This window comes from Ornithinimicrobium faecis (assembly GCF_023923225.1).
Lineage (GTDB): Bacteria > Actinomycetota > Actinomycetes > Actinomycetales > Dermatophilaceae > Ornithinicoccus > Ornithinicoccus faecis.
The window spans coordinates 1973002-1996989 of sequence record NZ_CP099489.1 but is presented as its reverse complement, the minus strand read 5'-3'; the positions used below and the strand labels follow the sequence as shown (position 1 = coordinate 1996989).

The window sequence follows — 23988 nt, the reverse complement described above, 5'->3', positions numbered from 1 at the left end:
TCTCCTCAGGTGGTGGGTCGGCACGTCATTGTTCGTATGCCGTGGGCCGGCTTGGGTAGTCGGCCCGCGTGATCCTATCGCCCAGCCCGTGCGGTGGATAGCGTGTCGCCGTGATCTCCTCTCTCCCGGTCAGTCGGGTGCCCGATCCCGCCTCGGCTCCCCCGCTGCGCTGGGGCATCCTGGGCCCCGGCACGATCGCGCGCACCTTCGCCGGCGCCGTGCTCAAGCACTCCCGCCAGCAGGTCGTTGCGGTCGGGTCGCGCTCCCGCGAGCGCGGCGCGCAGTTCGCCGCCGAGTTCGAGATCCCCCGGGTGCACGCCAGTTATGAGGCGCTGGTGGCCGACCCGGAGGTCGATGTCGTCTATGTCGCCACCCCGCACTCCCACCACCGCGATCAGGCGCTGCTGGCGATCGCGGCCGGCAAGCACGTGCTCGTCGAGAAGGCGTTCGCGCGCAACGCAGCTGAGGCCCGGGAGGTCGCCGCGGCCGCACGATCTGCCGGTGTTGTGGTCCTGGAGGCGATGTGGAGCAGGTTCCTGCCCGGCACCGATGTGCTGCGGCAACTGGTGGCCGATGGGGCTCTCGGGGAGATCACCTCCCTCACCGCCGACCACGGCCAGTTGATCGGCCCGGGGGATGCACCACGCCTGCACGACCCGGCCCTGGCTGGCGGGGCGCTGCTCGACCTGGGGATCTATCCGGTGTCCTTCGCCTCCCTGGTGCTCGGCCTCCCAGAGACGATCACCGCGACCGGTCGCCTCACAGCCAGCGGGGTCGACGAGCAGGTCCGTGCCGTCCTCACAGTCGGGTCCGCCGAGGCCGTCCTGACCACCACCCTGGCGGAGCACACCGCCAACACCGCACAGGTCGTCGGCAGTCAGGCGCGGGTCGACCTGCCCGCCGACTTCTACACACCGGTGCCCTTCTCCGTCACCGACGGCACCGTGCTGACCGCCGATCCGGGACCGATCCGCGGGCACGAGGGACTGGTCTATCAGGGCGCCCACCTGGCCCAGCTCGTCGCCGACGGGGCCACGGACTCGCCCCTGCTGCCGATCAAGGAGACGATCGGCATACTCACCACTGCCGACGAGATCCGGCGACAGGTCGGCGTGACCTATCCCGGCGAGCGAACGGCCTGACCAGGACGATGGCTCGGTCGACGGAGGTTAGTGTCGGCGAATGGCATGCTGTCAATGGTCTGGACTCCGCTGGCACCTACTACTGCCCGTAGAGAACTGCATCGGGTGGATACTGTGGGCAGACTGCCTCCATAGTCTCGCGTTCCTCTGCCGGGAGGCGTTGACTCCACTCATTAGGCCACCAAGATTGCCTCTGGCCACTATTAAAAGAACTCACATACGATTCACGACTTGGCTTCTCGTCATCCTGGATGTTGTGACCATGCGCGCGCATGCAAGGAATATAATACTCAACCCAATAATCGTAGACTAGGCCGGCCTGAGTATCAGACCACCCTTGCCCATAGACAGGGTCCATCATGTATTGTCCGTCGCAGACATAGCTCGCCAGAGAGAGCGAGTCTTGCTGAGACGCGTGCACACCTGGGTCGAAGTAGAATGTTCGACCCTCTTGAACTGCTGGAAACCCTGCATCTTGCAGGCAGGTGGTCATATTTGATGCATATTCCAAACTGCCCTCACTCCATCGAATGAGCGTGACCTCCGGGGGCTGAGTCGATCCAAGCACCTGGGCACTATTCTCAAGTTTCTGCTGGCGGTAGTCCTGGCGTTCGGCGTCGGAAAACTCTGGAGGTGTGATCTGCACAGCGGGCTCCCACGCCTGCGCATCCCAGGTGCTGGACTGGCCAGGGGCCGCTCCATCGCTAGCCGTAGGCGCAGGATCGACTTTCGTGCTCGGCGCCCTCTCGGCTCCGGAGCTACCTGTCGAGGGAGTCTGCGGATCACTGTTGTCCGCACAACCTGCGAGAAGGAGCAGGCAGGTCACTATCGCGGGTGTCATCTTCACACTGGCACGCAACGTCATACCCCGGGCAAGCACATCCCGTAGGTGCCTGCGTAGTAGAGTGAATCTGAATTTCCTGACCACGTTCGCGTTCCGGAGAAGCTGGAACTTCGAACGACATCGTAGACATTTGCGCTTTGGTAAATCACCACATTGTGGACCTTCAGCGTCAGCCAGTCTCCGTATATCTGCTGCTCACCACGTACGGCCACCGTATTGGCACCACAATTGACAGTTCCCGAGTCCGTGGACGCGGCAGCCATGCCAGTTTGAGCGGCGGCGAGACACGCCACCATGGCCAAGGTCGCGACCACCCTAAAGGCCCTGCGTTGAAGTAGTTGACCAATTGATTTCATTGCGCTCATTTCCAACTCCTCATTGAATTGTTTCTTGAACACACACTGTCGATTCTTTGGTTCCCGTTGCCCACCTGGCCATCGCCCACTCACCCTCAGAGACCAAAGTAGTGCGCGGAACCGGGCATGTCAAGGGGACGAGAATGCCCCTGTGGAGCAAACAAAATCTGCGTCCGCCGCAAAGATTCTGCAGCGCGAGGATCCGAACTTTCCTCACGTGAACGGGGTCCGAGGTCGGGTTGGGGGGCGTCATGAGGCCGGAACAAGACGCAGGTGCCCGACCTCGCCGCGGGGTCTATGGTGAGGCGCATTACTAACCCGCGTGAGAGGACACACATGCCGGACGGGAGGGGCACCTTCCTCGGGTGGCCCGTGCTGCGTCAGCTGGCAACCGGGGACTTCCTCGGGCGTGGCGCCGCGGCCACGTCCCGCGGGACCCGTGAGCAGCAGCCGCGCACCGTCACGGCCGACCGCGTGGTGCAGACTGTCTGCCCCTACTGCGCCGTGGGCTGCGGCCAGAAGGTCTTCGTCAAGGACGAGAAGGTCGTCCAGATCGAGGGCGACCAGGACTCCCCCATCAGCCGGGGTCGGCTGTGCCCCAAGGGAGCTGCCAGTGAGCAGCTGGTCAACTCGCCCACCCGACAGACCCACGTGCTCTATCGCGCGCCCGGCGCCATCGAGTTCACCCAGCTGGACCGCGACGAGGCCATCGACATGGTGGCCGACCGCTTCGTCGCCTCGCGAGCCAACACCTGGCAGGACCACGACGAGCACGGTCGGCCGCTGCGCCGCACCATGGGCATCGCCTCGCTCGGTGGAGCGACCCTCGACAACGAGGAGAACTATCTGATCAAGAAGCTGTTCACCGCGGCCGGGGCGATCCAGATCGAGAACCAGGCCCGCATTTGACACAGCTCCACGGTTCCCAGTCTGGGGACCTCGTTCGGGCGCGGCGGCGCCACCCAGTCCCTGCAGGACATGGCCAACGCTGACTGCATCATCATCCAGGGCTCCAACATGGCCGAGTGCCACCCGGTCGGCTTCCAGTGGGTGTCCGAGGCCAAGGCCCGCGGTGCCCGGGTGATCCACATCGACCCGCGGTTCACCCGCACCTCGGCGATCGCTGACACCCATGTGCCGATCCGCGCCGGCACCGATGTCGTGCTGCTGGGCGCGCTGATCAACTATGTGCTGTCCAACGACCTGTTCTTCCGTGACTACGTGGTGGCCTACACCAACGCCGCGACCCTGATCAGCGAGGACTTCGTCGACACCGAGGACCTGGACGGTGTCTTCTCCGGTTTCGACCCCGAGACCGGCACCTACGACACGACCTCCTGGGCGTATGCCGAGCGAGACGGGGGCCACGTCGGTGCCCCTGAGGGGCAGGACAGTGAGCAGGAGCGGGCGCGGGCGGCCGGGGACCAGCACGGCGCCGCGGGTCCGGCACTCGAGCACGCCAACGTCGTGCGGGACGAGACCCTGCAGCACCCGCGCAGCGTCTTCCAGATCCTCAAGCGCCACTATCAGCGCTACACCCCCGAGATGGTGCGCGACGTCTGCGGGATCGGCCTCGAGCAGTTCCGGGAGGTCGCCGACGCCCTGACCAGCAACTCCGGACGCGAGCGCACGAGCTGCTTCGCCTATGCCCTGGGCTGGACCCAGCACAGCCTGGGTGCACAGTTCATCCGCACGGCCGCCATCCTGCAGCTGCTGATGGGCAACATGGGCCGACCCGGTGGCGGCATCATGGCGCTGCGCGGTCACGCGAGCATCCAGGGCTCCACGGACATCCCGACCCTGTTCAACCTGCTGCCCGGCTATCTGCCGATGCCGATGGTCGGCGAGCACGACACGCTGCCGGACTATCTGAAGTCCATCTCCTCCCCGCTGCAGAAGGGCTTCTGGACCGACGCCGACGCCTACACGACCTCCCTGCTCAAGTCGTGGTGGGGCGAGGCCGCGAGCGCCGAGAACGACTACTGCTACGACTACCTGCCCCGGCTGACCGGCGCCCACGGCACCTATCAGACCGTGCTGTCCATGCTCGAGGAAGAGGTCGAGGGCTATTTCGTGCTCGGCCAGAACCCCGCTGTCGGCTCGGCCCACGGCAAGATGCAGCGGCTGGCGATGACCCACCTGAAGTGGGTCGTGGTCCGAGACTTCCAGCTCATCGAGTCCGCGACCTTCTGGAAGGACTCCCCCGAGATCGCGACCGGTGAGCTGCGCACCGAGGACATCGACACTGAGGTCTTCTTCTTCCCCGCCGCCAACCACGTGGAGAAGTCCGGCACGTTCACCCAGACCCAGCGGATGCTGCAGTGGCGTCACCAAGCCATCCGTCCGCCGAACGATGCCCAGAGCGAGCTGGACTTCTTCTACGACCTGGGCGTCCGCATACGGCAGCGTCTGGCTGGCTCCGCCGACGAACGCGACCGTCCCCTGCTCGACCTGACCTGGGACTATCCGCAGGACGAGCACGGCGAGGTCGACGGCGAGGCGGTGCTGCGCGAGATCAACGGCTATCACCTGAGCGGTGAGCGGGCCGGGCAACTGCTCGACACCTTCACGCAGATGAAGGCGGACGGCTCCACGTCTGGTGGGTGCTGGATCTACACCGGGGTCTTCGCCGGCGGCGTGAACCGCTCGGCCAACCGCGTGCCGGGCCGGGAGCAGGACGAGACGGCTGCCGAGTGGGGCTGGGCCTGGCCGCTGAACCGGCGCATCCTCTACAACCGCGCCTCCGCGGACCCGGAGGGCAAGCCGTGGAGCGAGCGCAAGGCCTATGTGTGGTGGGACGAGGAGAGCAGGCGGTGGACCGGCAAGGACGTGCCCGACTTCCCGATTGACCGTGACCCGACCTTCCGACCGGACCCCGATCTCGGCGGGCCCGCGGCGCTGGCCGGGGACGACCCGTTCATCATGCAGGCCGACGGCAAGGGCTGGCTGTTCGCGCCCCAGGGCATGGTCGACGGCCCGCTCCCCACGCACTATGAGGCGCAAGAGTCGCCGGTCACCAACCCGCTCTACACCCAGCAGAGCAACCCCAGCCGGCTCATCTATCCGCGCAAGGACAACCTGTGGAGCCCGTCCGGCGATGCTCCCGGGTCGGACGTCTATCCCTTTGTCTTCACGACCTACCGCCTGACCGAGCACCACACGGCCGGTGGGATGAGCCGCTGGCTGCCCTACCTCTCCGAGCTGCAGCCGGAGATGTTCTGCGAGGTCTCCCCCGAGCTCGCGGCCGAGCGCGACCTGGTCAACGGGGAGTGGGCCACGATCATCTCCGCGCGCAGCGCCATCGAGGCGCGGGTCCTGGTGACCGAGCGGATGAGCCCGCTGACGATCGCCGGGCGGACGGTCCACCAGATCGGGCTGCCCTATCACTGGGGCGTCGGTGGCGATGCCCTCATCCAGGGCGACGGTGCCAACGACCTGCTCGGCGTCGTGCTCGACCCCAACGTGCAGATCCAGGAGTCCAAGGTGGGATCGTGTGACATCCAGCCGGGTCGCCGGCCGCACGGCGAGGACCTGCTGCGCCTCGTGGCGGAGTATCAATCCCGTTCTGGCACAACGGTCGAGACCGGCAACGCACGCCTCACGGAAGGAGACCGGTGATGGGTTATCTGACCCGCCAGCTCAGCGGACGCACCGACCCGGCCAGTGACGCAGGGTGGCAGGAGGCGCCCGAGCGCAAGGGCTTCTTCACCGACACCTCGGTGTGCATCGGGTGCAAGGCGTGCGAGGTGGCCTGCAAGGAGTGGAACGCCCTGCCGATGGACGGCAGCCTGGACCTGTCCGGCGACTCCTATGACAACACCGGCGACCTCGGCGCCAGCACCTGGCGCCACGTCGCCTTCGTCGAGCAGAGCAAGGGCCGCATCGAGGCGGCACGCGCGTCCGGGCGCGCCCTGGTCGACCTCGGTATGCCGACCGTCGGCTCTCCCTCCGCGTCACCCTCCGCCACCGCATCACCCTCCCCCGCCGCGTCACCCTCCCCCGCCACGTCACCCTCCCCTTCCTCCGGTGGTGTGCCGGCTGGCTATGGGACATTGCCGGCCCCGCAGGAGCACGGCGGGCCGTCGCTGGGCGACCTTCTGACGGAGAAGAGCGCGGTCGAGAACGGCGCCGACCCCCTGTCTGCGGGAGGTGGGCTGGGCACCACGGTCGATGGGGTCCCGATGGTGGGGCCGTTGCCGGAGTTTCGCTGGCTGATGGCCTCCGACGTCTGCAAGCACTGCACCCATGCCGGTTGCCTGGACGTCTGCCCGACCGGTGCTCTGTTCCGCAGCGAGCACGGGACCGTGGTGGTCCAGGACGATGTCTGCAACGGCTGCGGCTATTGCGTGGGCGCCTGCCCGTTCGGCGTCATCGAGCGACGCACCGACTCTGCAGTGTCCGTGCGCGGCGACGGTCACGTGCCCAATGTCGGTGTCGCCCAGAAGTGCACGCTCTGTTATGACCGGCTCAGCCACGACCAGGAGCCGGCCTGCGCGCAGACCTGCCCGACGACGTCGATCCGGTTCGGACCGCGCGAGGACATGGTCGAGGCTGCCCGAGAGCGGGTCGGACAGCTGCACGAGCAGGGCTTCACCGAGGCCCGCCTCTATGGCGCCAACGATGACGACGGGGTCGGCGGGACCGGCTCGGTCTTCCTGCTGCTGGACGAGCCGGAGGTCTATGGCCTGCCACCGGACCCGATCTGCGCGACCTCCAAGCTGCCCGAGATGTTCCGCACCGCTGGTCTCGCCGGGCTCGGGCTGCTCGGGGCTGCAGCGATCGCCTTCGTCGGGGGCAAGAAGTGACGACCTCGCCGTTTGACAGTTATCGCCCACCGGATGGCAGCGTCCGCAAGCGTCGGCGCCGTCGCGGTGGCAGCGGTCGCGGCCCGGGCCCGGCGCGCAACTGGCTCAACCGGGACGGCGGCGGGACCCGCGAAGCGCCTGCCGTCCCGGACGCGGAGTTCTCCAGCTATTACGGTCGCAGCGTCATCAAGCCCGTGCCCTGGGACGAGAAGATCGGGGCCTATCTCTTCCTCGGCGGTGTCGCCGCCGGGTCCGGGCTCATTGCCACCGGTGCCGCGGTCACGGGACGGGAGACACTGCGGCGCAACAGCCGCCTGACGGCCATGACCACGGTGGCTCTCAGTGGTGCCGCCCTCGTCGCCGATCTGGGCCGACCCGAGCGCTTCCTCAACATGCTGCGCACCGTCAAGCTGACCTCACCGATGTCGGTCGGCACCTGGATCCTGTCGGCCTACGCCACCTTCGCCGGCGTCACCACGGCCTCAGAGCTCGTCCGGCTGGTCTCCCCCTCCCGACCGGACGCCTCGGGCTCCCCCTCCCGACCGGACGCGTCGGGTGGCGAGATTCTGGGGCACCGAGCGCGCGGTGTGGCGATGACTGACGACCTCCTGAGGGCCGCAGACCGCTTGTTGACCAGACTCGACGCCCCCGCCTCCGTCGGGCAGGCGCTCTTGGCTCCCCCGCTGGCGGCCTACACCGCGGTGTTGCTCTCCGACACGGTCACACCGGTCTGGTTCGAGGCCCGTCGCCAGCTGCCGTTTGTCTTCGTCGGGTCCGCGGCCATGGCCTCTGCCGGTCTCCAGCTCGTGCTGACCCCGACCGCTCAGACCGGTCCGGCTCGTCGCCTCGCCGTCCTCGGCGCGGCCACTGATCTCATCGCCATGCGTCAGTTCGAGGAGCACCTCGCCGAGTGGGACCTCGATGAGCCGATCCACACCGGAGAGGCCGGTGCCAAGCTGGCGGCCGCCCAGGTCCTCACCGTCGCCGGCGGTCTGGGATCCTTGCTGGCTGGACGCAGCAGGGTCGTCGCCGTGGCGTCCGGGCTCGCGCTGGCGACGGCCTCCGCACTGACCCGGTTCGGCATCGTGGAGGCTGGTATCGAGTCAGCCAAAGACCCCAAATACACCGTTGGCCCGCAGAAGCGCCGGCTGCAGGAGCGCCGCGAGGCTGGCAAGGTCCACGACAGCACAGTCACGGTCCGTTGATGTCACGTGCGGCCCAGCCCGCGCAGGAGCACAGGCTCGATCCACAGAGACAGATCGGCTGCCTGAACCGCGTCCTCGGGCAGCACCCCGTGCTTGAGCGCGCGGCGGTGGACTTTCACGCGGCGTAGCTGGCCAATGCCTGTCGGATCGCCTCGGAGCGGGACAGGTGCTCCCGCGTAGCGTAAGCGTCGAGAGCCGCAATCTCCTCGGCCGAGAGCCGCACGGCGATGACCTGCATGGGCTCAGCCCCACGCCCCGGACGCCCCCGACCGCGACGCTTCAACTCCTCGACGTCGTACCCAGCCTCGGCCTCGTCAGCCCACCTCTGGATCTGTTCATCCGTCACCTAGTCGTCACCTGCCATCACAAAATCGTATAACGAAAATCTGTTGATGGGAAGAGCACACGTCCTTTGACGACAACCGCTGGGCGGGACATCAAGTGACCGCGACCAGCACCCCGTCGCCCAGGCTGCCGGCGGCCACCGTCTCACCGACGACCGGCGCACCGGGGATCTCACCCACGACCAGCAGGCCACCGGAGGTCTGGGCGTCGGCGAGCAGGATGAGCTCGTCCTCATCGATGCCGGCGCCGACGGCCAGGTGGGGCCGCACCCAGTCCAGGTTGCGACGGGACCCGCCCGGCACATGACCGGCGGCGAGCGCCTGACGTGCCCCCGCGACATACGGCACAGCAGCCGCGTCCACCCGCGCCGCGACGCCGGAGGCGCGGCACATCTTGAACAGGTGGCCCAGCATCCCGAACCCGGTGACGTCCGTGGCAGCCCGCACCCCCGCATCGAGGGCTGCGCGGGCGGCGTCCCGGTTGAGCGCGGTCATGCTCGCCACCGCCTCGGCGCTCACCGCGCCCGTGGCCTTGTGTCGGTTGTTGAGCACGCCGACGCCGAGGGGCTTGGTCAAAGAGATCGGCAGCCCGGCCCGCGCCGCGTCGTTGCGCATCAGGGTGTCAGGGTCGGCAGTGCCGGACGCTGCCATGCCATACATCGGCTCCGGCCCGTCGATGCTGTGCCCACCGAGCACGGGGCAGTCAGCCTCGGCCGCCACGTCGAGACCGCCGCGCAACACCTCGCGCAGCAACTCGGTCGGCAGTGCCTCACGCGGCCAGGCCACCAGGTTGATCGCCATGACCGGCGTGCCACCCATGGCATAGATGTCCGAGAGGGCGTTGGCCGCCGCGATCCGACCCCAGTCATAGGCGTCGTCGACGACCGGCGTGAAGAAGTCAGCGGTGGACAGCAGCGCCGTCCCGCCCTCGATCCGCACCGCGGCGGCATCGTCACCGTCATCCAGACCCACCAGCACCTCGGCGGTCGGGGTCGGCAGGGCGCCGTGCAGGCCAGCGACAATCTGCTCGAGCTCACCCGCCGGGATCTTGCAGGCGCAGCCACCGCCACGCGCGAACTGGGTCAGTCGGATGGGGTCCATGACCTCAGCCTGCCACCGGTCGGCACCGGTGCTCGAGGCCACCCCCGCCCGGAGAGCGCGGCACGGCTTAGGCTGCGTGGTGGAGGCGTCTGGGTTCCTGGTGGGCCCCCCGGTCTTCAACACCGGTGAGGCCGAGCATCTCGGTCTGGCGGGTTCGATTCCCGTCCGCCTCCGCCACACGTCTGCCGGCAACGTCCCGGCGCGGGAAGGAGCGCAGGTGAAGCGGGTGCTCGCCACCGCCGGGCACGTCGACCACGGCAAGTCGACCCTGGTGCGCGCCCTGACCGGGCGCGACCCCGACCGGCTCGACGAGGAGCACGCCCGCGGCCTGACCATCGAGCTCGGCTTCGCCTGGACCACGCTGCCCAGCGGCGCCGACGTTGCCCTGGTCGACGTGCCGGGCCACCAGCGCTTCATCGGCACCACGCTCGCCGGGCTGGGGCCCAGCTCGGCCGTGGTCTTTGTCGTCGCCGCAGACCAGGGGTGGCAGGCGCAGAGCTCGGAGCACCTGGCCGTGGTCCGGGCACTGGGGATCCGGGACGGCATCCTGGTGCTGACTCGCTGCGACCTGGCCGACGCCGACCGGCAGCGAGCCGTGCGGGAGGCGGCAGAACGGCAATTCGCCACCGCTGGGCTAACCCTGCCGACCTGTCCTGTGTCCGCCGTGACGGCTGACGGCCTGGACGCCCTGCGACTGGCGCTCGATGACCTCGTGGCCAGGATGCCGACGCCGGACCCCGACGCCCCGGTGCGGCTGTGGTGTGACCGCTCGTTCACCATCTCCGGTGCGGGCACGGTGGTGACCGGCACGCTCGGGGCGGGCACGCTGCGCACCGGCGATCACCTGACCCTGCTCTCGGGCGAACGGTCGCGGGACGTGGTGGTGCGCGGCCTGCACAGCGAGGACGTGCCGCACGAGGCGGTCGGCCCGGTGTCCCGGGTCGCGGTCAACCTGCGACGCACGGGCACCGAAGCAGTCGGGCGCGCCTCGGTCCTGCTCACCCCCGGTGCGTATGCCGAGGCGCAGGTCATCGACGTCGCGCTCGAGTGGGTGGACGGCGGGCTTGGAGACGCCCGACGCGAGGGCACCAACACCCAGGCACCGCCCGAGCAGGCCGTCCTCCATGTCGGGACCGCGGCTCAACCCGTCCACGTGCGACCACTGACGGCTGGTGACGAGCCGGTCCGGCACGCCCGCCTCACCGCACCCACGCCGCTGCCCTGGCACGTGGGTGACCTGGCGATCCTGCGCGACCCGGGTGATCGGCGGCTGTGGTCGGTTCGCGTCCTGGACGTCGACCCGCTGCCGCTGCGCCGACGCGGGGCTGCCCGGCGGCGCGACGAGGAGTTGTCGGGACCGCACTCCCCCGCCGACACCCGTCTGCGCTCCCGGTCGGCCGAGCATCCCGCGGTGCTCGCGCGGCTGGGCCTGCCCGATCCGGAGCATGGGGTGCGGGTTGGGCACTGGTGGGTCGATGCCGGGGCCCTGACCACATGGCAGGAACACCTCACCCAGCTCGTGCGCGACCACCACGGGCAGCGCCCGCTGAGCCACGGCATACCGGTCGTCGAGGCGGGTCGCTCCCTGGACCTGCCCGACCACCTGAGGTCACCCGAGGAAGGAGGATCGCTCCCCCGCGACGTGCCACCACTGACGGTCGAGCTCGTGCACCACCTGGCTCAGGACGCTGGTCTCACCGTCACCGGCGGACGAGTGCGGGCGGCGGAAACCGGTGATCTCGGACCGGCCGAGTCTGCGGTGACTGTGGTGGAGGAGCAGCTGCGTCAGGACCCGTTCGCTGCCCCCGACCGTGACCAGTTGCGTGACCTCGGGCTCGGGGCCACCGAGCTCGCCGCCGCAACACGCGTGGGCCGACTGCTGCGGATCGCTGATGACGTCGTGCTGCTTCCGGACGGTCCCGCCCGGGCGATGCGTGAGCTCGCGGCGCTCGAGCAGCCGTTCACGCTCAGTGCCGCCCGCCAGGTCCTGGGCACCACCCGCCGGGTGGCCGTGCCTCTGCTCGAGCACCTCGACCACCGAGGCTGGACCCGCCGCGTCGACGGCCAACTTCGCGAGGTGATGTAACCGTAGGTCGCGCGCGACGCCAACTGCGGCCCGCGTCAGCCCACGCTGGTAAATACCGCCTCATCCTTCGGCTCGAGTTCGCAGTGCTTGCTCAGCTCCGTCACGGTTTCAGTGAAGAATCCCTCGGGCACATTGTTGAAAGGCGTCCACATGCCACGGCCCGCGCGATACTCCTCCACAAACACCGGAAAGCTGGGTGGCTCCGAGGGTTGATGCCCAAGCTCTGACATGCACGTGGAGAGCACACCCCGGTTCCAGTCGAAATAGACTCGCAATTGCTCCTCGCTGAGTTCCTCCCGATATGCCTTGTGTAGCGGATACTGGCCGCTGCACGTGTAGTCGGCGATGGAGTATGCCTCAAACTGTCCATCGGCCAACTCCAGCGTTAGGCCGTCGGCATCGGGGGCAACCTCCGTCTGAAACCCAAGCTCGGCGAGACAGGATTGTTGCACAGAGTAGTATTCATCACGGGTCACCACGCGGATCGGCGCAACCTTGGGGGGATTCTCCAAACCGAGCATCTCCGCTCGATCTGCCATCAGTTCGCCATAATTTTCAGGCACACCTGGCAACGTGCGGGCGTCTTCATCCGGCTCTGTGCCTGATGAACTGCACCCCGTCAGAATGAGGCTCAATGCCAGCAGGGCCCAGATTGTTCGCCTCCTCAGACGCAACCCGTGCCTACCGACAAAAACGACCCATCCGTCAAGAAGTGAACATCACTGTAGTTTAGGAACGTGGTCGAAGTAGCGAGCGCACCAGTGCGTCGCACCAATGTGTACGGCCCATTTCCTCCTTGATAGTAGGCGTGATAGGTCTCAGTGCCGCCAGTTCGCAGACTAGTCGCGGCCACGTCGCCACCATTCGGACAGCCACGCTTCGCCCGCGAAGGCCGGACTGGCCGCGATAACCACGCCGATGGCCAGCGCGCAGAGCGCCGCCGCAACCCCTCTCAGTCGATTAAGCATGCTTCCTCCAAACGTCGCTAACACTGCGATGTGGAACTGATCACATCACTTATAGCAGTTGGGGCTTGCGGGAGGCAAGGCCTACGGTCGCGAAGCATCCAGTCCTTTCGCGCCCCGGTGCGCGAGGGCGTGCGCTGACACGGACCAGCAAAACCGGTTGCCCTGCCACCGTGGCCGCGCCATCCTGGATCACGCACGGCTGCGGCCGTGCCCGAGCCGGCCGCGAGCGCGGCCCTGATGAGAGGAGTTCGACATGTCCACGTCTGTCTTCGGTGTGCTCACCGCCCACCACACCTCTCTCAGGAGTTCACGTGCACGCACGACGCCAGGACCTCGCGTCCACCCGTAACACCCCCAACACCCCGCGCTCCACTGAGCGCAGCACTGACGGCCAGCGCGCCGACATCGATCCCTTGTTCGTCTTCGACTACCAGCCACTCGACGGACCCGATGACCGCCCTGCGGACGGTCCCCGACGGGAGCCCGACCAGGACGACGACGGCAGACGATTCACGACCTATTGGGACGTCGATAAGGGCTGCCGCGGACCAGATCCCGTGCCCGACTGGGTGGTGACCGACTCCGGCGCCATCGACACCGAGCTCGGCGTCCTCAAGACCGGCAAGGAGGCCGACGTCTTCCTGCTGGAGCGCACGGCCCCCGACGGCACCGGCGTCATCATGGCCGCCAAGCGCTATCGCGACCTGGACCACCGCAGCTTCCGGCGCAGCGGCGTCTACACCGAGGGCCGCACCGTCCGACGCAGCCGCGACCGCCGTGCGCTGTCCCGCAAGTCGGAGTATGGCCGATCCGTGGCGGCCGCCCAGTGGGCGATTGCCGAGTGGGATGCCTTGGGCCGCTACTGGTCAGCTGGTCTGCCGGTCCCCTATCCGGTCCAGATCGACGGCACCGAGATCCTGATGGAGCTCATCGAGCATGACGGCACTCCGGCTCCGCGCCTGGCGCAGGTCCGACCCGAGGCCGAGCTGCTCGAGGAGTATTTCGTGCAACTGCGCACGGCCATCTCGGTCATGGCCGGAGAGGGGCTTGCCCACGGTGACCTCTCGGCATACAACATCCTGGCCGCGGGCGAGCGGCTGGTCATCATCGACCTGCCCCAGGTGATCGATCTGATCGCCAACCCCAACGGCCCCGAACTGCTGCTGCGCGACTGCCGCAACGTCTGCTCCTGGTTCCAGGCCCGCGGCCTCGACGTGGACGCTCAGGAACTCTTCGAGGAGGTCGCCCCTTTCTAGCCTGCCCCTGGACCTTCGTGGGACTATGTCTGGCGGTCGCGCGCCGCAGCATTACATGTCCGCGAGGCTCATCTCCGGGCAGGCATCACGGGCTGCGTTGGCCTCGGCGGGCGGCAGGTCCATCGCCGGGTCATACGGCGGCTGCTCACTGCCACCCTGCTGAAGCAACGTGTAGTGCTCCATATAGGTTTGCCTGCTCGGAGCCTCCGCCGGCTCCCACCCGTTGGCACGCAGACACTCCCCACGCTCCAACTGCATGTCGTACATTCGACTCAAGTCGTCATCCGAGAACACCACGGGCTCTGGGAACCCCGCCAGCTCGTCACACTCCTCCCAGTTCCTCAGCAGGTCCTCCTCACCGCCTGGTCCAGGCGGAACGCCTATCTCAGACTCGCCGTTGGGGAAGCGTGTGATGAAGAAACCACGCTCCTCCATGCACTGATTCGATCGCTCCACCGCCGCGTCGCCCTGGGCCTGGATCGCGCTGAAGTCAACGTCATCCGAACTCGCTGACTCCTGGGTGACGGCAGGTTCCGACTCAACGACCGGTGTTGAGGACGCCGGACCCGTCAACTCAGCTGACTGCGGATCCGGTCCACTACACGCCACGAGGAGGAGAGCGACCAACACCCCGCCCAGCGACCGTGCACGCACACGCATGAGATCCTCCTGTGTTCTGGCATGGCCCCCTTGGCGCCATCTATTGCTACACCTGCAGACACGTGCCGTCAAGGACCTCACCTCTCCCCGCCGCTCACACTTCACGCCTGATCGAACGTAGAACACTGCCCAGTGGTCAAACCTGTCTGAGCCCACCACAAACCTGGGTGCGTTGCGCCGGAGCACCGTGTTTGACTGGCACACATGGCGGCAGGGGTGGGCGTGTTCAGTTATCCCGCCTTTGTCCGGCTCTGGATCTCCGACACCGTCAAGTGGCTCGGGGTGTTCACCTCCGGGCTCGCGCTGCAACTGCTGCTCATCGAGACGCTCTCGGCGGACCAGGTGGCCCTCGGGGTGGTCAAGTCGGCACAGTTTCTGCCGATGCTCCTGTTCGGGCTGCTCGCAGGGGTCCTGATCGACCGGGTGTGGCGCCGACCGGTCCTGGTCGTCGGAGACGCGGTGTGTGCCGTGGCCTATGGTGCCATCGGCGTCCTCGGGCTGCTGGGCCAGCTGAGCGTCCCGCTCGTGGCGGCGCTGGTGTTCGTCGCTGGCACTGCCGCGCTGTCCGCCACCGCCGCCCACCAGTCCTTCCTGCCGCGCTTGGTGCCCACCTCGGCGCTGTCCCGAGCCAACGCCCGCATCGAGCAGTCCATGACGGGGGCCGAGGCGGTCGGCCCACTGCTGGCCGGTGTCCTGGTGCGCACCGTGTCGGCGCCGGTCGCCATCCTGGTCAATGCCGCCACGTATGCCACCTCCGCCCTGGTGCTCTCCACGATCCGGGTCACCGAGCCGGCCCCAGCCGACAGTGCGGACCGCCATCTGTGGCGCGAGCTCAAGGAGGGGGCCCGTTGGGTCTATCGGCATCCGGAGCTCGCGCCCTATGCGATCGGCTTGCACACCTGGTTCTTCTTCAACTCCGCGGTGATGACCATCCTCGTCTTCTTTGCCTCGCAGGAGATCGGGCTGGGCCCCGTGGTGATCGGACTGGTCCTGGCCACTGCTGGCGTCAGCGGTGTGGCCGCCGCCGGGCTGACTCCTCGGGTCGCCGACCGCTTCGGCGCGGGCCGGGTGATGTGTGGCGCGGCGTGGCTGGCCCCGCTGGCCTTCCTGTTCACGGCCCTGGCTCCCAACGGCACGGCGGGACTGCCCGTGCTGATCGCCGGTCAACTGGTCTATGGGGTGAGCAACGGGCTGCGCGGGCCGTTGGAGATGAGCTATCGCAATGCGGTCACCCCCGACCGCCTGCGGGCGCGGATGAACTCCACGATCCGCTCCCTCAACTGGGGCACGATCACCGTGTCGGCGCCGCTGGCGGGCTGGTTTGCCGTGACCTACGGCAACCGGCCGACCATCCTGGTCTGTGTGGTGGGCCTGGCGGTCGCCGCACTGATCCCGACGCTGTCGCCGTTCAGGACCGTGCAGATGCCCGAGGACGACCTCGAGGGCGTCTGAGTGCCACGGGCGCTCCCGGCCAGGATGGCACTGTCCTCACGGGCTGCCTTCTGCAAGAATGCAGCCGGGAGGACCATCTGGGGGTCCGTGGCCGCCCAATCCCGCCAGGCAACCTGGCGTGGACAGTGCCGTCCAACCTGAGGATTCTCCATGACAACAGCCTTGCTCGCCCTGTTGGGGTCGATGGCGGTGGTCGCACCGGCCGCGCTGGTCAGCCCCGTGGCCTTCGCCGCCCCACCACCCGCCCATGCCCATGCCACAGCGGCGCCAGCCGCCCCTGCAACTCCGATCCTGCCCGCAGCCACTCTCGTGGACGGGGTCACCGCCCCTGTCTATGACTACGCAGACGCGATCCGGGAGTCGGTGTGGGTCGTTGCACCGGACCTGGACGGCGACGGCGTCGAGGACCAGATCGCCGTAGACATCATCCGACCCGCCGAGCTGGCGACGAACGCACAGGTCCCGATCATCATGGACGCCAGCCCCTACTACCTCTGCTGCGGACGGGGCAACGAGTCCGAGCTCAAGGAGTATGACGCCGACGGCGTCATCAAGAAGTTCCCGCTCTTCTACGACAACTACTTCGTGCCCCGTGGCTATGCCTTCGTCGCCGTCGACATGGCCGGCACCGGTCGCTCGACCGGCTGCACCGACCAGGGCGGCGTCTCGGACATCGAGTCGGTCAAGGCGGCCGTCGACTGGCTCAACGGCCGCGGCACCGCCGTCAACGCCGCCGGCGAGAGTGTGGACGCGTCCTGGAGCAACGGTCGCACGGGCATGATCGGCAAGTCCTATGACGGGACCCTGGCCAACGGGGTCGCCGCCACGGGGGTGGAGGGCCTGGAGACCATTGTCCCGATCGCGGCGATCAGCTCCTGGTACGACTACAACCGCTATCAGGAAGTGCCGAAGTCCTACAACTATCCCAGCGGCCTGTCCCGAAGCGTGGCTCAGAACCGCACCGAACCGGTCGACTGCAGCGAGCGACTGGCCTGGATGGACGCCAACGACGGCGACGAGACCGGTGAGTACACCGACTTCTGGGCCGAGCGCGACTACCGCGACGGCTCGCACTACGACGCCTCGCAGATCACTGCCAGCGCCCTGATCATGCACGGCCTGCAGGACACCAACGTCAAGACCCGCAACTTCTCCACCTGGTGGGACGTGCTGGGCCAGCAGGGCGTGGACCGCAAGATGTTCCTGACCCGCCTGGGCCACGTCGACCCCTTCGACTCCGAGCGTGAGGTGTGGGTGGACACCCTGCACCGCTGGTTCGACCACGAGCTGATGGACATCGACAACGGCATCCTGGACGAGCCGATGGTCAGTGTGGAGGTGGCCCCCAACGAGTGGGAGCACTCCGACCAGTGGCCCATCAGCAAGGCACGCACCCAGCAGTTGAACCTGCACGGTGACGGGACACTCGTGCTGGGACGCAAGGGCTCGGGCGCCGCCTCGTTCATCAACTCACCGACCATGCGCGAGGCGCAGGCGGTCCTGCCCGGGGACAACCCGAACCGGCTGCTGTTCACCAGCGGCAAGATCAAGCACGACATTCGCCTGTCCGGCACGGCAACGGTTGACCTCGACATCTCGCACAGCGCAGACACCGGTCAGGTGGGCGTTGCCCTCGTCGACTACGGCGCTGCCGAGCGGGTGCTGACCACCGGCGACGGGGCGATGACCCTCGACACCGAGACCTGTTGGGGCGTCTCGACTCCTGAGGACGACGCGTGCTATCGCGAGGTCGCCAAGCGCGTTGACAGCACCGACCTGCAGGTCCTGGCGCGGGGTTGGGCTCGGTTGGATGGCGCGGGATCACACCAGGTCACCGTGGAGCTGGCCGCCAACGACGTCACCATCGAGGCCGGGCACCAGCTCGGCGTGGTCGTCGTCGGCGCCAATCGCGGGTGGGTCGTCACCCTTGATGACGACGCGACGCCCTACGAGGTGAATGTGAGGACATCACGCCTCAACCTGCCGATGAGTGGTCCGATGGCCGGGTTCGCTCGTGGCAAGGTCCTGACCCCGCAGATCACCGAGGGCACCATCGCGCAGCCGAACGCGCAGCAGCTGCCTCGCTGACGAGGGAGTCATCAACTGAGAGCACTTGCCGGTTCTGAGAGCCTGCCCTGGCGGGCTCCCAGAACCGGCAGGTGCTCCAAGACGTCGGGGAGGAGGCCCAACTCCTGGCAGCGCCGGGTCAGCGGTCGTCGGAGGGTGCCACACCGGCCGAAACGGCCGCGCGCACCTCCACCAGACCCTCATCCGAGATCAGGCCGAGCTCGTGCGCCCGGGCCGCGGCGTCGGCATACGTGTCGAAGAGGAAGATCCCCTCCGCGGCGAGCGACTCCCGCACTCCCTCGCCCTGCTGGGTCACGTTGTGGATGAACACCGCCCGCACGTGCGACGGGTCGCGCGCGAGCATGGCGCGGCCCACCTCGACGTCGGCCTGGCCGTTGTCGCCGATGAAGACGACCTGGCACTCGGGGAACAGCATCCGTGACCGGTCGAAGTTGACCATCTTGCGCTCGGCGATGCGGCCCTTGGTCGCCAGGTTGAGGATGCTCCCGGTCATCACCGAGTGCGGCGGCAGCCCGAGTCCGGCCAGACCGTTGCGGGTGTAGCCCTCGACCAGACCGCGCGGGTCACTGGGACGGGCCGTGATGAAGGTCAGGTCACCCGGCCTCCCGGCGGCCTGCGCGGCACCACGGTCCAGGGCGTGGAGGAACTCGGCCACGCCCGGATAGGCGCTGCCGCGCGGATAGCGCTTGTCGTGCAGCATGCACACGACCGTGTCGTCGATGTCGCTCAGGATGCGCAGGTCGTCGGACTGATAGCCGTCCGCCTCCTGCGCGATGTGGGTCAGGATCTCCGCTCGCACGGCCTCGTCGTCGATGTCGTCGAAGACCAGGTGGTCCAGGTCGTGGTGGCTGCCGGCGGTGTTGGTCAGGGTCTTGAACAGCCCGAGGTCCTCGCCATGCAGCGAGACGATGACGTCGCGGACCGCCCGCTCGTGGGCGGCCGGGGTCGGGCCCTTGTGCAGCGCGTGCACCAGGCGCGCGAGCGTCGGGACCGACAGGTGCTCGCGCCGCTCCCGCACCAGCAGGTCGAGCAGGTCACTGCGGTGATCAGGCCCGAACCGCCGGTCGTCAACCTTGCGCACCAGGGCGACGAGGTCGAGCTCACCGAGCAGCGCGTCCAGCTCCGCAGCAGGGGTGTGCCGCAGCAACGAGACGATGCGCCGCTCACCTCCGCGTCGGGTCCAACCCCGCATCAGGGTCGCGATCTCGCTCGCACGGGCCGAGCGCGGGGTCCGCAGGAGCAGGGCGCGTGGCAGCACGGAGGCGTCCACCTCGAGCACGTCCTGGTGTGGGTCGCCGTCGATCTGGATGGTGACCGGCTCGTCGCTGAAGACCCGCAGGCTGCTGCCCTGCCGGAACGAGAGCCCGGGCACGTCGCGGGTCAGCCCCAGCGCGCCCTTGAGCGCGATCGGGGCCCAGTGCAGCGCCGTGCGCGGCGCCACCTCCACCAGGTCGAGCAGCCCGTCGTCCAGCTCGGCGTCAGGCGCCAGCGTGATGCCCGCCGGGATCAGCCCGCAGTTGCCGACCAGCAGGCTCCAGGCCGAGACGTCCTCGCGGGTGCCCCCGTCCACCTCGACGCGCAGCGGCAGCAGCGGCCTGGCCAGCCGCCGGACGCCCGGCTCGAAATAGGCCAGCCAGCGCACCCAGCGTTTCAGGTCCTGGCGCGTGTCGGCCACGGTCGCTGCGTCGTGCCCGATGCCGACGAGCACCAGGAAATGGTGCTCCGGCGACTCGACCGGCCCGGCGGGGCCGAGCTGCACATAGCGGGCCCGACCGACATCGAGCTCGCGGGCCCCACCCTGCAGCGCCACGCGCACCATCTCCTGCACCCGGCGGCGCGGGAGCCCCACGTTGCGGGCAAAGAGGTTTGCGGTGCCCAGCGGCAGGACGCCCAGCGGCACACCGGTCCCGGCGAGGACACCAGCCACCTGCCGCACCGTGCCGTCTCCCCCGCCGACGACGACCAGCTCGGCGCCCTCCGCCAGGGCGCGACTGGCCTGGTCTGCACCGGGTGCGTGGACGGTGGTGTAGTGCACGACCGGGTCGGGCCAGCCCAGCTCGCGACAGACGCGGTGCAGCTCAGCCTGGGCGGCCCAGGCACGATCGGCGGTCGGGTTGAGCACTGCCGCCACCCGAGTGCTCCCGGTCATGGCAGGTCAGTCGCGCAAGCAGTCGATCAGCGACGTGGCGATGGTGTCCGGCGTCAGGCCGATCCGCTCGAGGACCTGGCTCCTGGAGCCGTGGTCCAGGAACTGCTTGGGTATGCCGTAGGTCCAGACCGGCGTCCGGGTGCCACCCGCGCGCAACCGGGCTCCGAGAGCGGCACCGATGCCGCTGTCGACCAGGTTGTCCTCGATGACGGCCACCGCGGCGACGGTCGAGGTCAGCTCGAGCAGGTCCTCGCTGATCGGCAGCACCCACCGTGGGTCCACGACCTTGGCGGAGATGCCCTGTGCGCCAAGCTTTTCGGCGACCTCGCCAGCGATGTCGGCCATCGAGCCGATGGAGACGATGAGCAGGTCTGGGGACTCAGCCTCGCGCAGGATGTCGACGCTGCCGTGGGCCCCGACCGCCTGGATCGGCTCTGCCACAGTGCCTTTGGGGAAGCGGATGACGGACGGGGCGTCGTTGATGTCGACGGCCTCGCGCAGCGCGGCCCGGATCTGGGCGCCGTCGCGAGGTGCCGCCAGGTGCAGGCCCGGCACGATCGAGAGCAGCGCCATGTCCCACATGCCGTTGTGGCTCGCACCGTCGGTGCCGGTGACCCCGGCCCGGTCGAGCACGAAGGTGACGCCCTGTTTGTGCAGGGCGCAGTCCATCAGCAGCTGGTCGAAGGCCCGGTTGAGGAAGGTCGCATAGATCGCCACGACCGGGTGCATCCCGGCGAAGGACAGCCCCGCGGCCATGGTGACGGCGTGCTGCTCGGCGATCCCGACGTCAAAGACCCGACCGGGATGCTTGCGGGCGAAGTTGGCCAGGCCGACCGGGATCAGCATCGAGGCCGTCAGGGCAACGATGTCGTCACGCTGATCGGCCAGCTCGAGCAGCTCGTCGCTGAACTCGTCGGTCCAGGAGCGCCCGGACAGCTCGAGGGGCAACCCGGTCTCGGGGTTGATCACGCCGACGGCGTGGAACCGGTCGGCCTCGTCGGCGACCGCCGGGGTGTAGCCGTGCCCCTTCTCGGTGATCACGTGCACGAGCACGACGCCGCCGAAGTCGTGGGCGAGCTGCAGGGCGTTCTCGACCGCGGGCAGATCGTGGCCGTCGATGGGCCCGAGATACTTCAGCCCGAGGTCCTCGAACATGCCCTGCGGGCTGACGATGTCCTTGATGCCCTTCTTGACGCCGTGCAGCGTGTCATACATCCGGGCGCCCACGATGGGCGTCTTGTGCAGCACGCGCTTGCCCCAGGACAGGACATTCTCATAGTTGCGGGTCGCCCGCAGCGAGGCCAGGTAGTCGGCCATGCCACCGATCGTGGGGGCATAGGACCGCTCGTTGTCGTTGACCACGATGACCAGCGGCAGGTCGGGATTGGCCGCGATGTTGTTCAGGGCCTCCCAGGCCATCCCGCCAGTCAGTGCCCCGTCGCCGATGACTGCGACCGTGTGCCGATCGGTCTCCCCGCGCAGCTTGCGCCCGGTCGCGATGCCGATCGCCCAGGACAAGGAGGTCGAGGCGTGGCTGTTCTCGACGACATCGTGGCGCGACTCGGCGCGGCTCGGATAGCCGGAGATGCCGCCCTCCTTGCGCAGCGTGGCGAAGTCGTGGCGACCGGTGAGCAGCTTGTGCACATAGGACTGGTGACCGGTGTCGAAGACCACCGCGTCACGGGGACTGTCGAACACCCGGTGGATCGCCATGGTCAGCTCGACGACGCCCAGGTTGGGGCCCAGGTGCCCGCCGGTGCGGGAGACCGAGTCGACCAGATAAGCCCGGATCTCCTCGGCCAGGTCGAGGAGTTGCTGGGGTGACAGCCGCCTGAGGTCGGCTGGTCCGGCGATGGTGCTGAGCAGACCCACGATGCGTGCTGCGCCTTTCCTGCGGGGACGTGACCACTGAGTCTAGGGCCAGTTCGGCTCTGGAGCCCCCCCCGATGTCGAGTCCTTGCTGCGGATGCACACACAACCTTCACGATCGGATCGGGGCCCGCACCCGCATGGCCTCGAGCAACAACTCCGCACTGCGCAGAGCCGCGCGCAGCCGCAGACCCTCCTGGGTCAGCGATCCGAGCACATCCCCGAGCGACCCGGGCGGGAGCAGTGGCCCGAGGTCGGCACGCACGTCACGCCAGGCACCACGCATCGCCTCCAGCTCGGAGCGCAGGTGGCGCACGGCGATCCAGGCGAGCGCCACCGGGTGCCGGCGCCACGCACGATAGGCGCGATAGTCGGCCGGGCACTGGTCCAACAGCCAGGAAACCGCCGCCTCCTCCCAGCCGGGCACGCCCGTGGGGGGCACCCGCTCTGGCCATCCTGGAGGTCCCGACATGCGAACAAGTGTACGACAAAGACATCACCTCGAATACCTCGGCAGCCCCACCCGCGGCCCGCACGCGGACGCCACGCCCACCTCCGTTAGCCTTGTGAGATATACAACATGGAGACGTTTGATAATTGCCCTCCGGGATGGTTAGGTGAGGCTTACCAAAGCTTTTCCACCGGCAGCCATCACGCATCGGAGCGCACCAGCCCATGACAACCCGGACGACGATCCGCACCCTGGCCACCAGCCTCACCCTCACCGCAGCGCTCGCGCTCACTGCGTGCGGCTCCGACTCAGAGGCCGGGGGCGACGGGGCGGCCGCCGACGGCGAGACCGTGTCCATCACCGACGCACAGGGTCGCACCGTCGACGTCCCGGTGAACCCGGAGGTCGTCGTGGCCACCGACTGGAGCGTCATCCGCACCCTGTCCGACCTCGGGATCGAGGTGGACGCCGTGCCGGCCTCCAACGCGACCCTGCCCGAGGACATGGCGCAGTATGACGGCGGTGACATCCCGACCGTCGGCACCCTGCAGGAGCCGGACTACGAGGCCATCAACGAGCTCGAGCCCGACCTGATCATCATCGGCTCGCGCAGCGGCAACCCCGAGATCCTGGCGGAGATGGAGAAGATCTCCCCCACCGTCATCGACCTGTCGTCGCGCTTCGAGGAGCCCGCCGACCAGCTGCCGACCATCGAGGAGCGCGTCGTCCAGCTGGGCTCGATCTTCGAGAAGGAGGCCGAGGCACAGGAGCTGATGGACGACCTGACCGCGCAGGTCGAGGAGGTCAACGCCCAGGCCGCCGAGAGCGGTGAGACCGCCCTGTTCGTCCAGGTCTCTGGCGGCACCGCCAGCGCTTATGGCCCCGGCTCGCGCTTCGGCATCGTCTACGACGCCTTCGGCTATGCCGACACGGGCGCGCCCGTCGACGAGGAGGGCTCGCACGGCCAGGAGATCAGCCAGGAGTTCTTCACTGAGTACAACCCCGGCGTGCTGCTGGTCCTGGACCGCGCCGCGGCGATCGGCTCCGACGAGGCCCCCGCGCTGGACGTGCTCAACAACGACCTGGTCAACACCACCGACGCCGCCAGCAACGACAAGATCCAGCTGGTCGACGGCTTCGCCTGGTATATCGCCGGCGCCGCCCCCAGCTCGATCCAGCAGATGATCGATGACGTGAAGGCGACGCTCTGAG

Annotated in this window: 17 protein-coding genes and 1 tRNA gene; 10 read left to right on the top strand and 8 right to left on the bottom strand. The window is 68.2% G+C overall.

Annotation, left to right across the window (positions count from 1 at the left end; translation table 11 throughout):
* Window positions 1–110: 110 nt before the first annotated feature.
* Window positions 111–1142, top strand: coding sequence for a Gfo/Idh/MocA family protein (locus tag NF556_RS09190; protein ID WP_252595337.1), 1032 nt, complete (start codon window positions 111–113; stop codon window positions 1140–1142).
* A gap of 861 nt (window positions 1143–2003) precedes the next feature.
* Here NF556_RS09190 and NF556_RS09185 read toward each other — a convergent pair.
* Window positions 2004–2384 carry a hypothetical protein gene (locus NF556_RS09185; protein ID WP_252595336.1) on the bottom strand — a complete coding sequence of 127 codons (381 nt, stop codon included), beginning with the start codon at window positions 2382–2384 and terminating at the stop codon, window positions 2004–2006.
* Between the two features lie 294 nt (window positions 2385–2678).
* Between NF556_RS09185 and fdh the strand changes: the two genes are divergently transcribed.
* The 3 genes from fdh to nrfD are packed head-to-tail and all read left to right on the top strand — an operon-like array spanning window position 2679 to window position 8352.
* The gene (gene fdh / locus NF556_RS09180; protein WP_252595335.1) at window positions 2679–5960 is read left to right on the top strand and encodes a formate dehydrogenase; all 3282 of its coding nucleotides are present in this window, start codon (window positions 2679–2681) and stop codon (window positions 5958–5960) included.
* Window positions 5960–7147 carry a 4Fe-4S dicluster domain-containing protein gene (locus NF556_RS09175; protein ID WP_252595334.1) on the top strand — a complete coding sequence of 396 codons (1188 nt, stop codon included), beginning with the start codon at window positions 5960–5962 and terminating at the stop codon, window positions 7145–7147. The genes fdh and NF556_RS09175 overlap by 1 nt, the downstream gene beginning before the upstream one ends.
* Window positions 7144–8352: an NrfD/PsrC family molybdoenzyme membrane anchor subunit gene (gene nrfD / locus NF556_RS09170; protein WP_252595333.1), complete on the top strand. Its 1209-nt coding sequence runs from the start codon at window positions 7144–7146 to the stop codon at window positions 8350–8352. The genes NF556_RS09175 and nrfD overlap by 4 nt, the downstream gene beginning before the upstream one ends.
* Before the next feature lie 115 nt (window positions 8353–8467).
* Here the strand turns inward: nrfD and NF556_RS09165 are convergent, their stop codons facing one another.
* Entirely contained in the window at window positions 8468–8698 is a 231-nt protein-coding gene (locus NF556_RS09165; protein WP_252595332.1) for a DUF6290 family protein, read from the bottom strand.
* Window positions 8699–8789: 91 nt separating this feature from the next.
* Window positions 8790–9797 (bottom strand): selenide, water dikinase SelD, encoded by a 1008-nt coding sequence (selD, locus tag NF556_RS09160; protein WP_252595331.1) that lies wholly within the window; start codon window positions 9795–9797, stop codon window positions 8790–8792.
* Between the two features lie 81 nt (window positions 9798–9878).
* Between selD and NF556_RS09155 the strand changes: the two genes are divergently transcribed.
* Both NF556_RS09155 and NF556_RS09150 read left to right on the top strand, forming a co-directional pair.
* Window positions 9879–9974, top strand: a tRNA-Sec gene (locus tag NF556_RS09155).
* 40 nt (window positions 9975–10014) lie between these two features.
* Entirely contained in the window at window positions 10015–11883 is a 1869-nt protein-coding gene (locus NF556_RS09150) for a SelB domain-containing protein (RefSeq protein ID WP_252595330.1), read from the top strand.
* A gap of 35 nt (window positions 11884–11918) precedes the next feature.
* On the opposite strand, the gene NF556_RS09145 is transcribed toward NF556_RS09150, so the two are convergent.
* A complete protein-coding gene (locus tag NF556_RS09145; protein WP_252595329.1) occupies window positions 11919–12518 on the bottom strand; it encodes a hypothetical protein in 600 nt (199 codons plus the stop codon).
* A 644-nt stretch (window positions 12519–13162) separates the two neighbouring features.
* Between NF556_RS09145 and NF556_RS09140 the strand changes: the two genes are divergently transcribed.
* On the top strand, window positions 13163–14107 hold the full coding sequence (locus NF556_RS09140; protein ID WP_252595328.1) for a serine protein kinase RIO: 945 nt from the start codon (window positions 13163–13165) through the stop codon (window positions 14105–14107).
* A 51-nt stretch (window positions 14108–14158) separates the two neighbouring features.
* On the opposite strand, the gene NF556_RS09135 is transcribed toward NF556_RS09140, so the two are convergent.
* On the bottom strand, window positions 14159–14767 hold the full coding sequence (locus NF556_RS09135; protein ID WP_252595327.1) for a hypothetical protein: 609 nt from the start codon (window positions 14765–14767) through the stop codon (window positions 14159–14161).
* 204 nt (window positions 14768–14971) lie between these two features.
* Between NF556_RS09135 and NF556_RS09130 the strand changes: the two genes are divergently transcribed.
* Together NF556_RS09130 and NF556_RS09125 are read left to right on the top strand one after the other, a co-directional pair.
* Window positions 14972–16219: an MFS transporter gene (locus NF556_RS09130; RefSeq protein ID WP_252595326.1), complete on the top strand. Its 1248-nt coding sequence runs from the start codon at window positions 14972–14974 to the stop codon at window positions 16217–16219.
* A gap of 150 nt (window positions 16220–16369) precedes the next feature.
* Window positions 16370–18307 (top strand): CocE/NonD family hydrolase, encoded by a 1938-nt coding sequence (locus NF556_RS09125; protein ID WP_252595325.1) that lies wholly within the window; start codon window positions 16370–16372, stop codon window positions 18305–18307.
* A 118-nt stretch (window positions 18308–18425) separates the two neighbouring features.
* On the opposite strand, the gene NF556_RS09120 is transcribed toward NF556_RS09125, so the two are convergent.
* The 3 genes from NF556_RS09120 to NF556_RS09110 form a co-directional block, all read right to left on the bottom strand.
* The gene (locus NF556_RS09120; protein ID WP_252595324.1) at window positions 18426–20456 is read right to left on the bottom strand and encodes a diacylglycerol kinase family protein; all 2031 of its coding nucleotides are present in this window, start codon (window positions 20454–20456) and stop codon (window positions 18426–18428) included.
* A gap of 6 nt (window positions 20457–20462) precedes the next feature.
* Window positions 20463–22328: a 1-deoxy-D-xylulose-5-phosphate synthase gene (dxs, locus tag NF556_RS09115; RefSeq protein ID WP_252595323.1), complete on the bottom strand. Its 1866-nt coding sequence runs from the start codon at window positions 22326–22328 to the stop codon at window positions 20463–20465.
* A gap of 109 nt (window positions 22329–22437) precedes the next feature.
* Window positions 22438–22797 (bottom strand): hypothetical protein, encoded by a 360-nt coding sequence (locus NF556_RS09110; protein WP_252595322.1) that lies wholly within the window; start codon window positions 22795–22797, stop codon window positions 22438–22440.
* A 203-nt stretch (window positions 22798–23000) separates the two neighbouring features.
* On the opposite strand from NF556_RS09110, the gene NF556_RS09105 reads away from it, so the two are divergent.
* Window positions 23001–23987 carry a siderophore ABC transporter substrate-binding protein gene (locus NF556_RS09105; RefSeq protein ID WP_252595321.1) on the top strand — a complete coding sequence of 329 codons (987 nt, stop codon included), beginning with the start codon at window positions 23001–23003 and terminating at the stop codon, window positions 23985–23987.
* Window position 23988: the final 1 nt, after the last annotated feature.

Bases quoted from the DNA above. Each gene is read 5' to 3' on its own strand.
- NF556_RS09175 (WP_252595334.1), top strand. From the start codon at position 5,960: ATGGGTTATCTGACCCGCCAGCTCAGCGGACGCACCGACCCGGCCAGT.
- selD (WP_252595331.1), bottom strand. From the start codon at position 9,797: ATGGACCCCATCCGACTGACCCAGTTCGCGCGTGGCGGTGGCTGCGCC.
- NF556_RS09135 (WP_252595327.1), bottom strand. From the start codon at position 14,767: ATGCGTGTGCGTGCACGGTCGCTGGGCGGGGTGTTGGTCGCTCTCCTC.
- NF556_RS09130 (WP_252595326.1), top strand. From the start codon at position 14,972: ATGGCGGCAGGGGTGGGCGTGTTCAGTTATCCCGCCTTTGTCCGGCTC.
- NF556_RS09125 (WP_252595325.1), top strand. From the start codon at position 16,370: ATGACAACAGCCTTGCTCGCCCTGTTGGGGTCGATGGCGGTGGTCGCA.
- NF556_RS09120 (WP_252595324.1), bottom strand. From the start codon at position 20,456: ATGACCGGGAGCACTCGGGTGGCGGCAGTGCTCAACCCGACCGCCGAT.
- NF556_RS09110 (WP_252595322.1), bottom strand. From the start codon at position 22,797: ATGTCGGGACCTCCAGGATGGCCAGAGCGGGTGCCCCCCACGGGCGTG.
- NF556_RS09105 (WP_252595321.1), top strand. From the start codon at position 23,001: ATGACAACCCGGACGACGATCCGCACCCTGGCCACCAGCCTCACCCTC.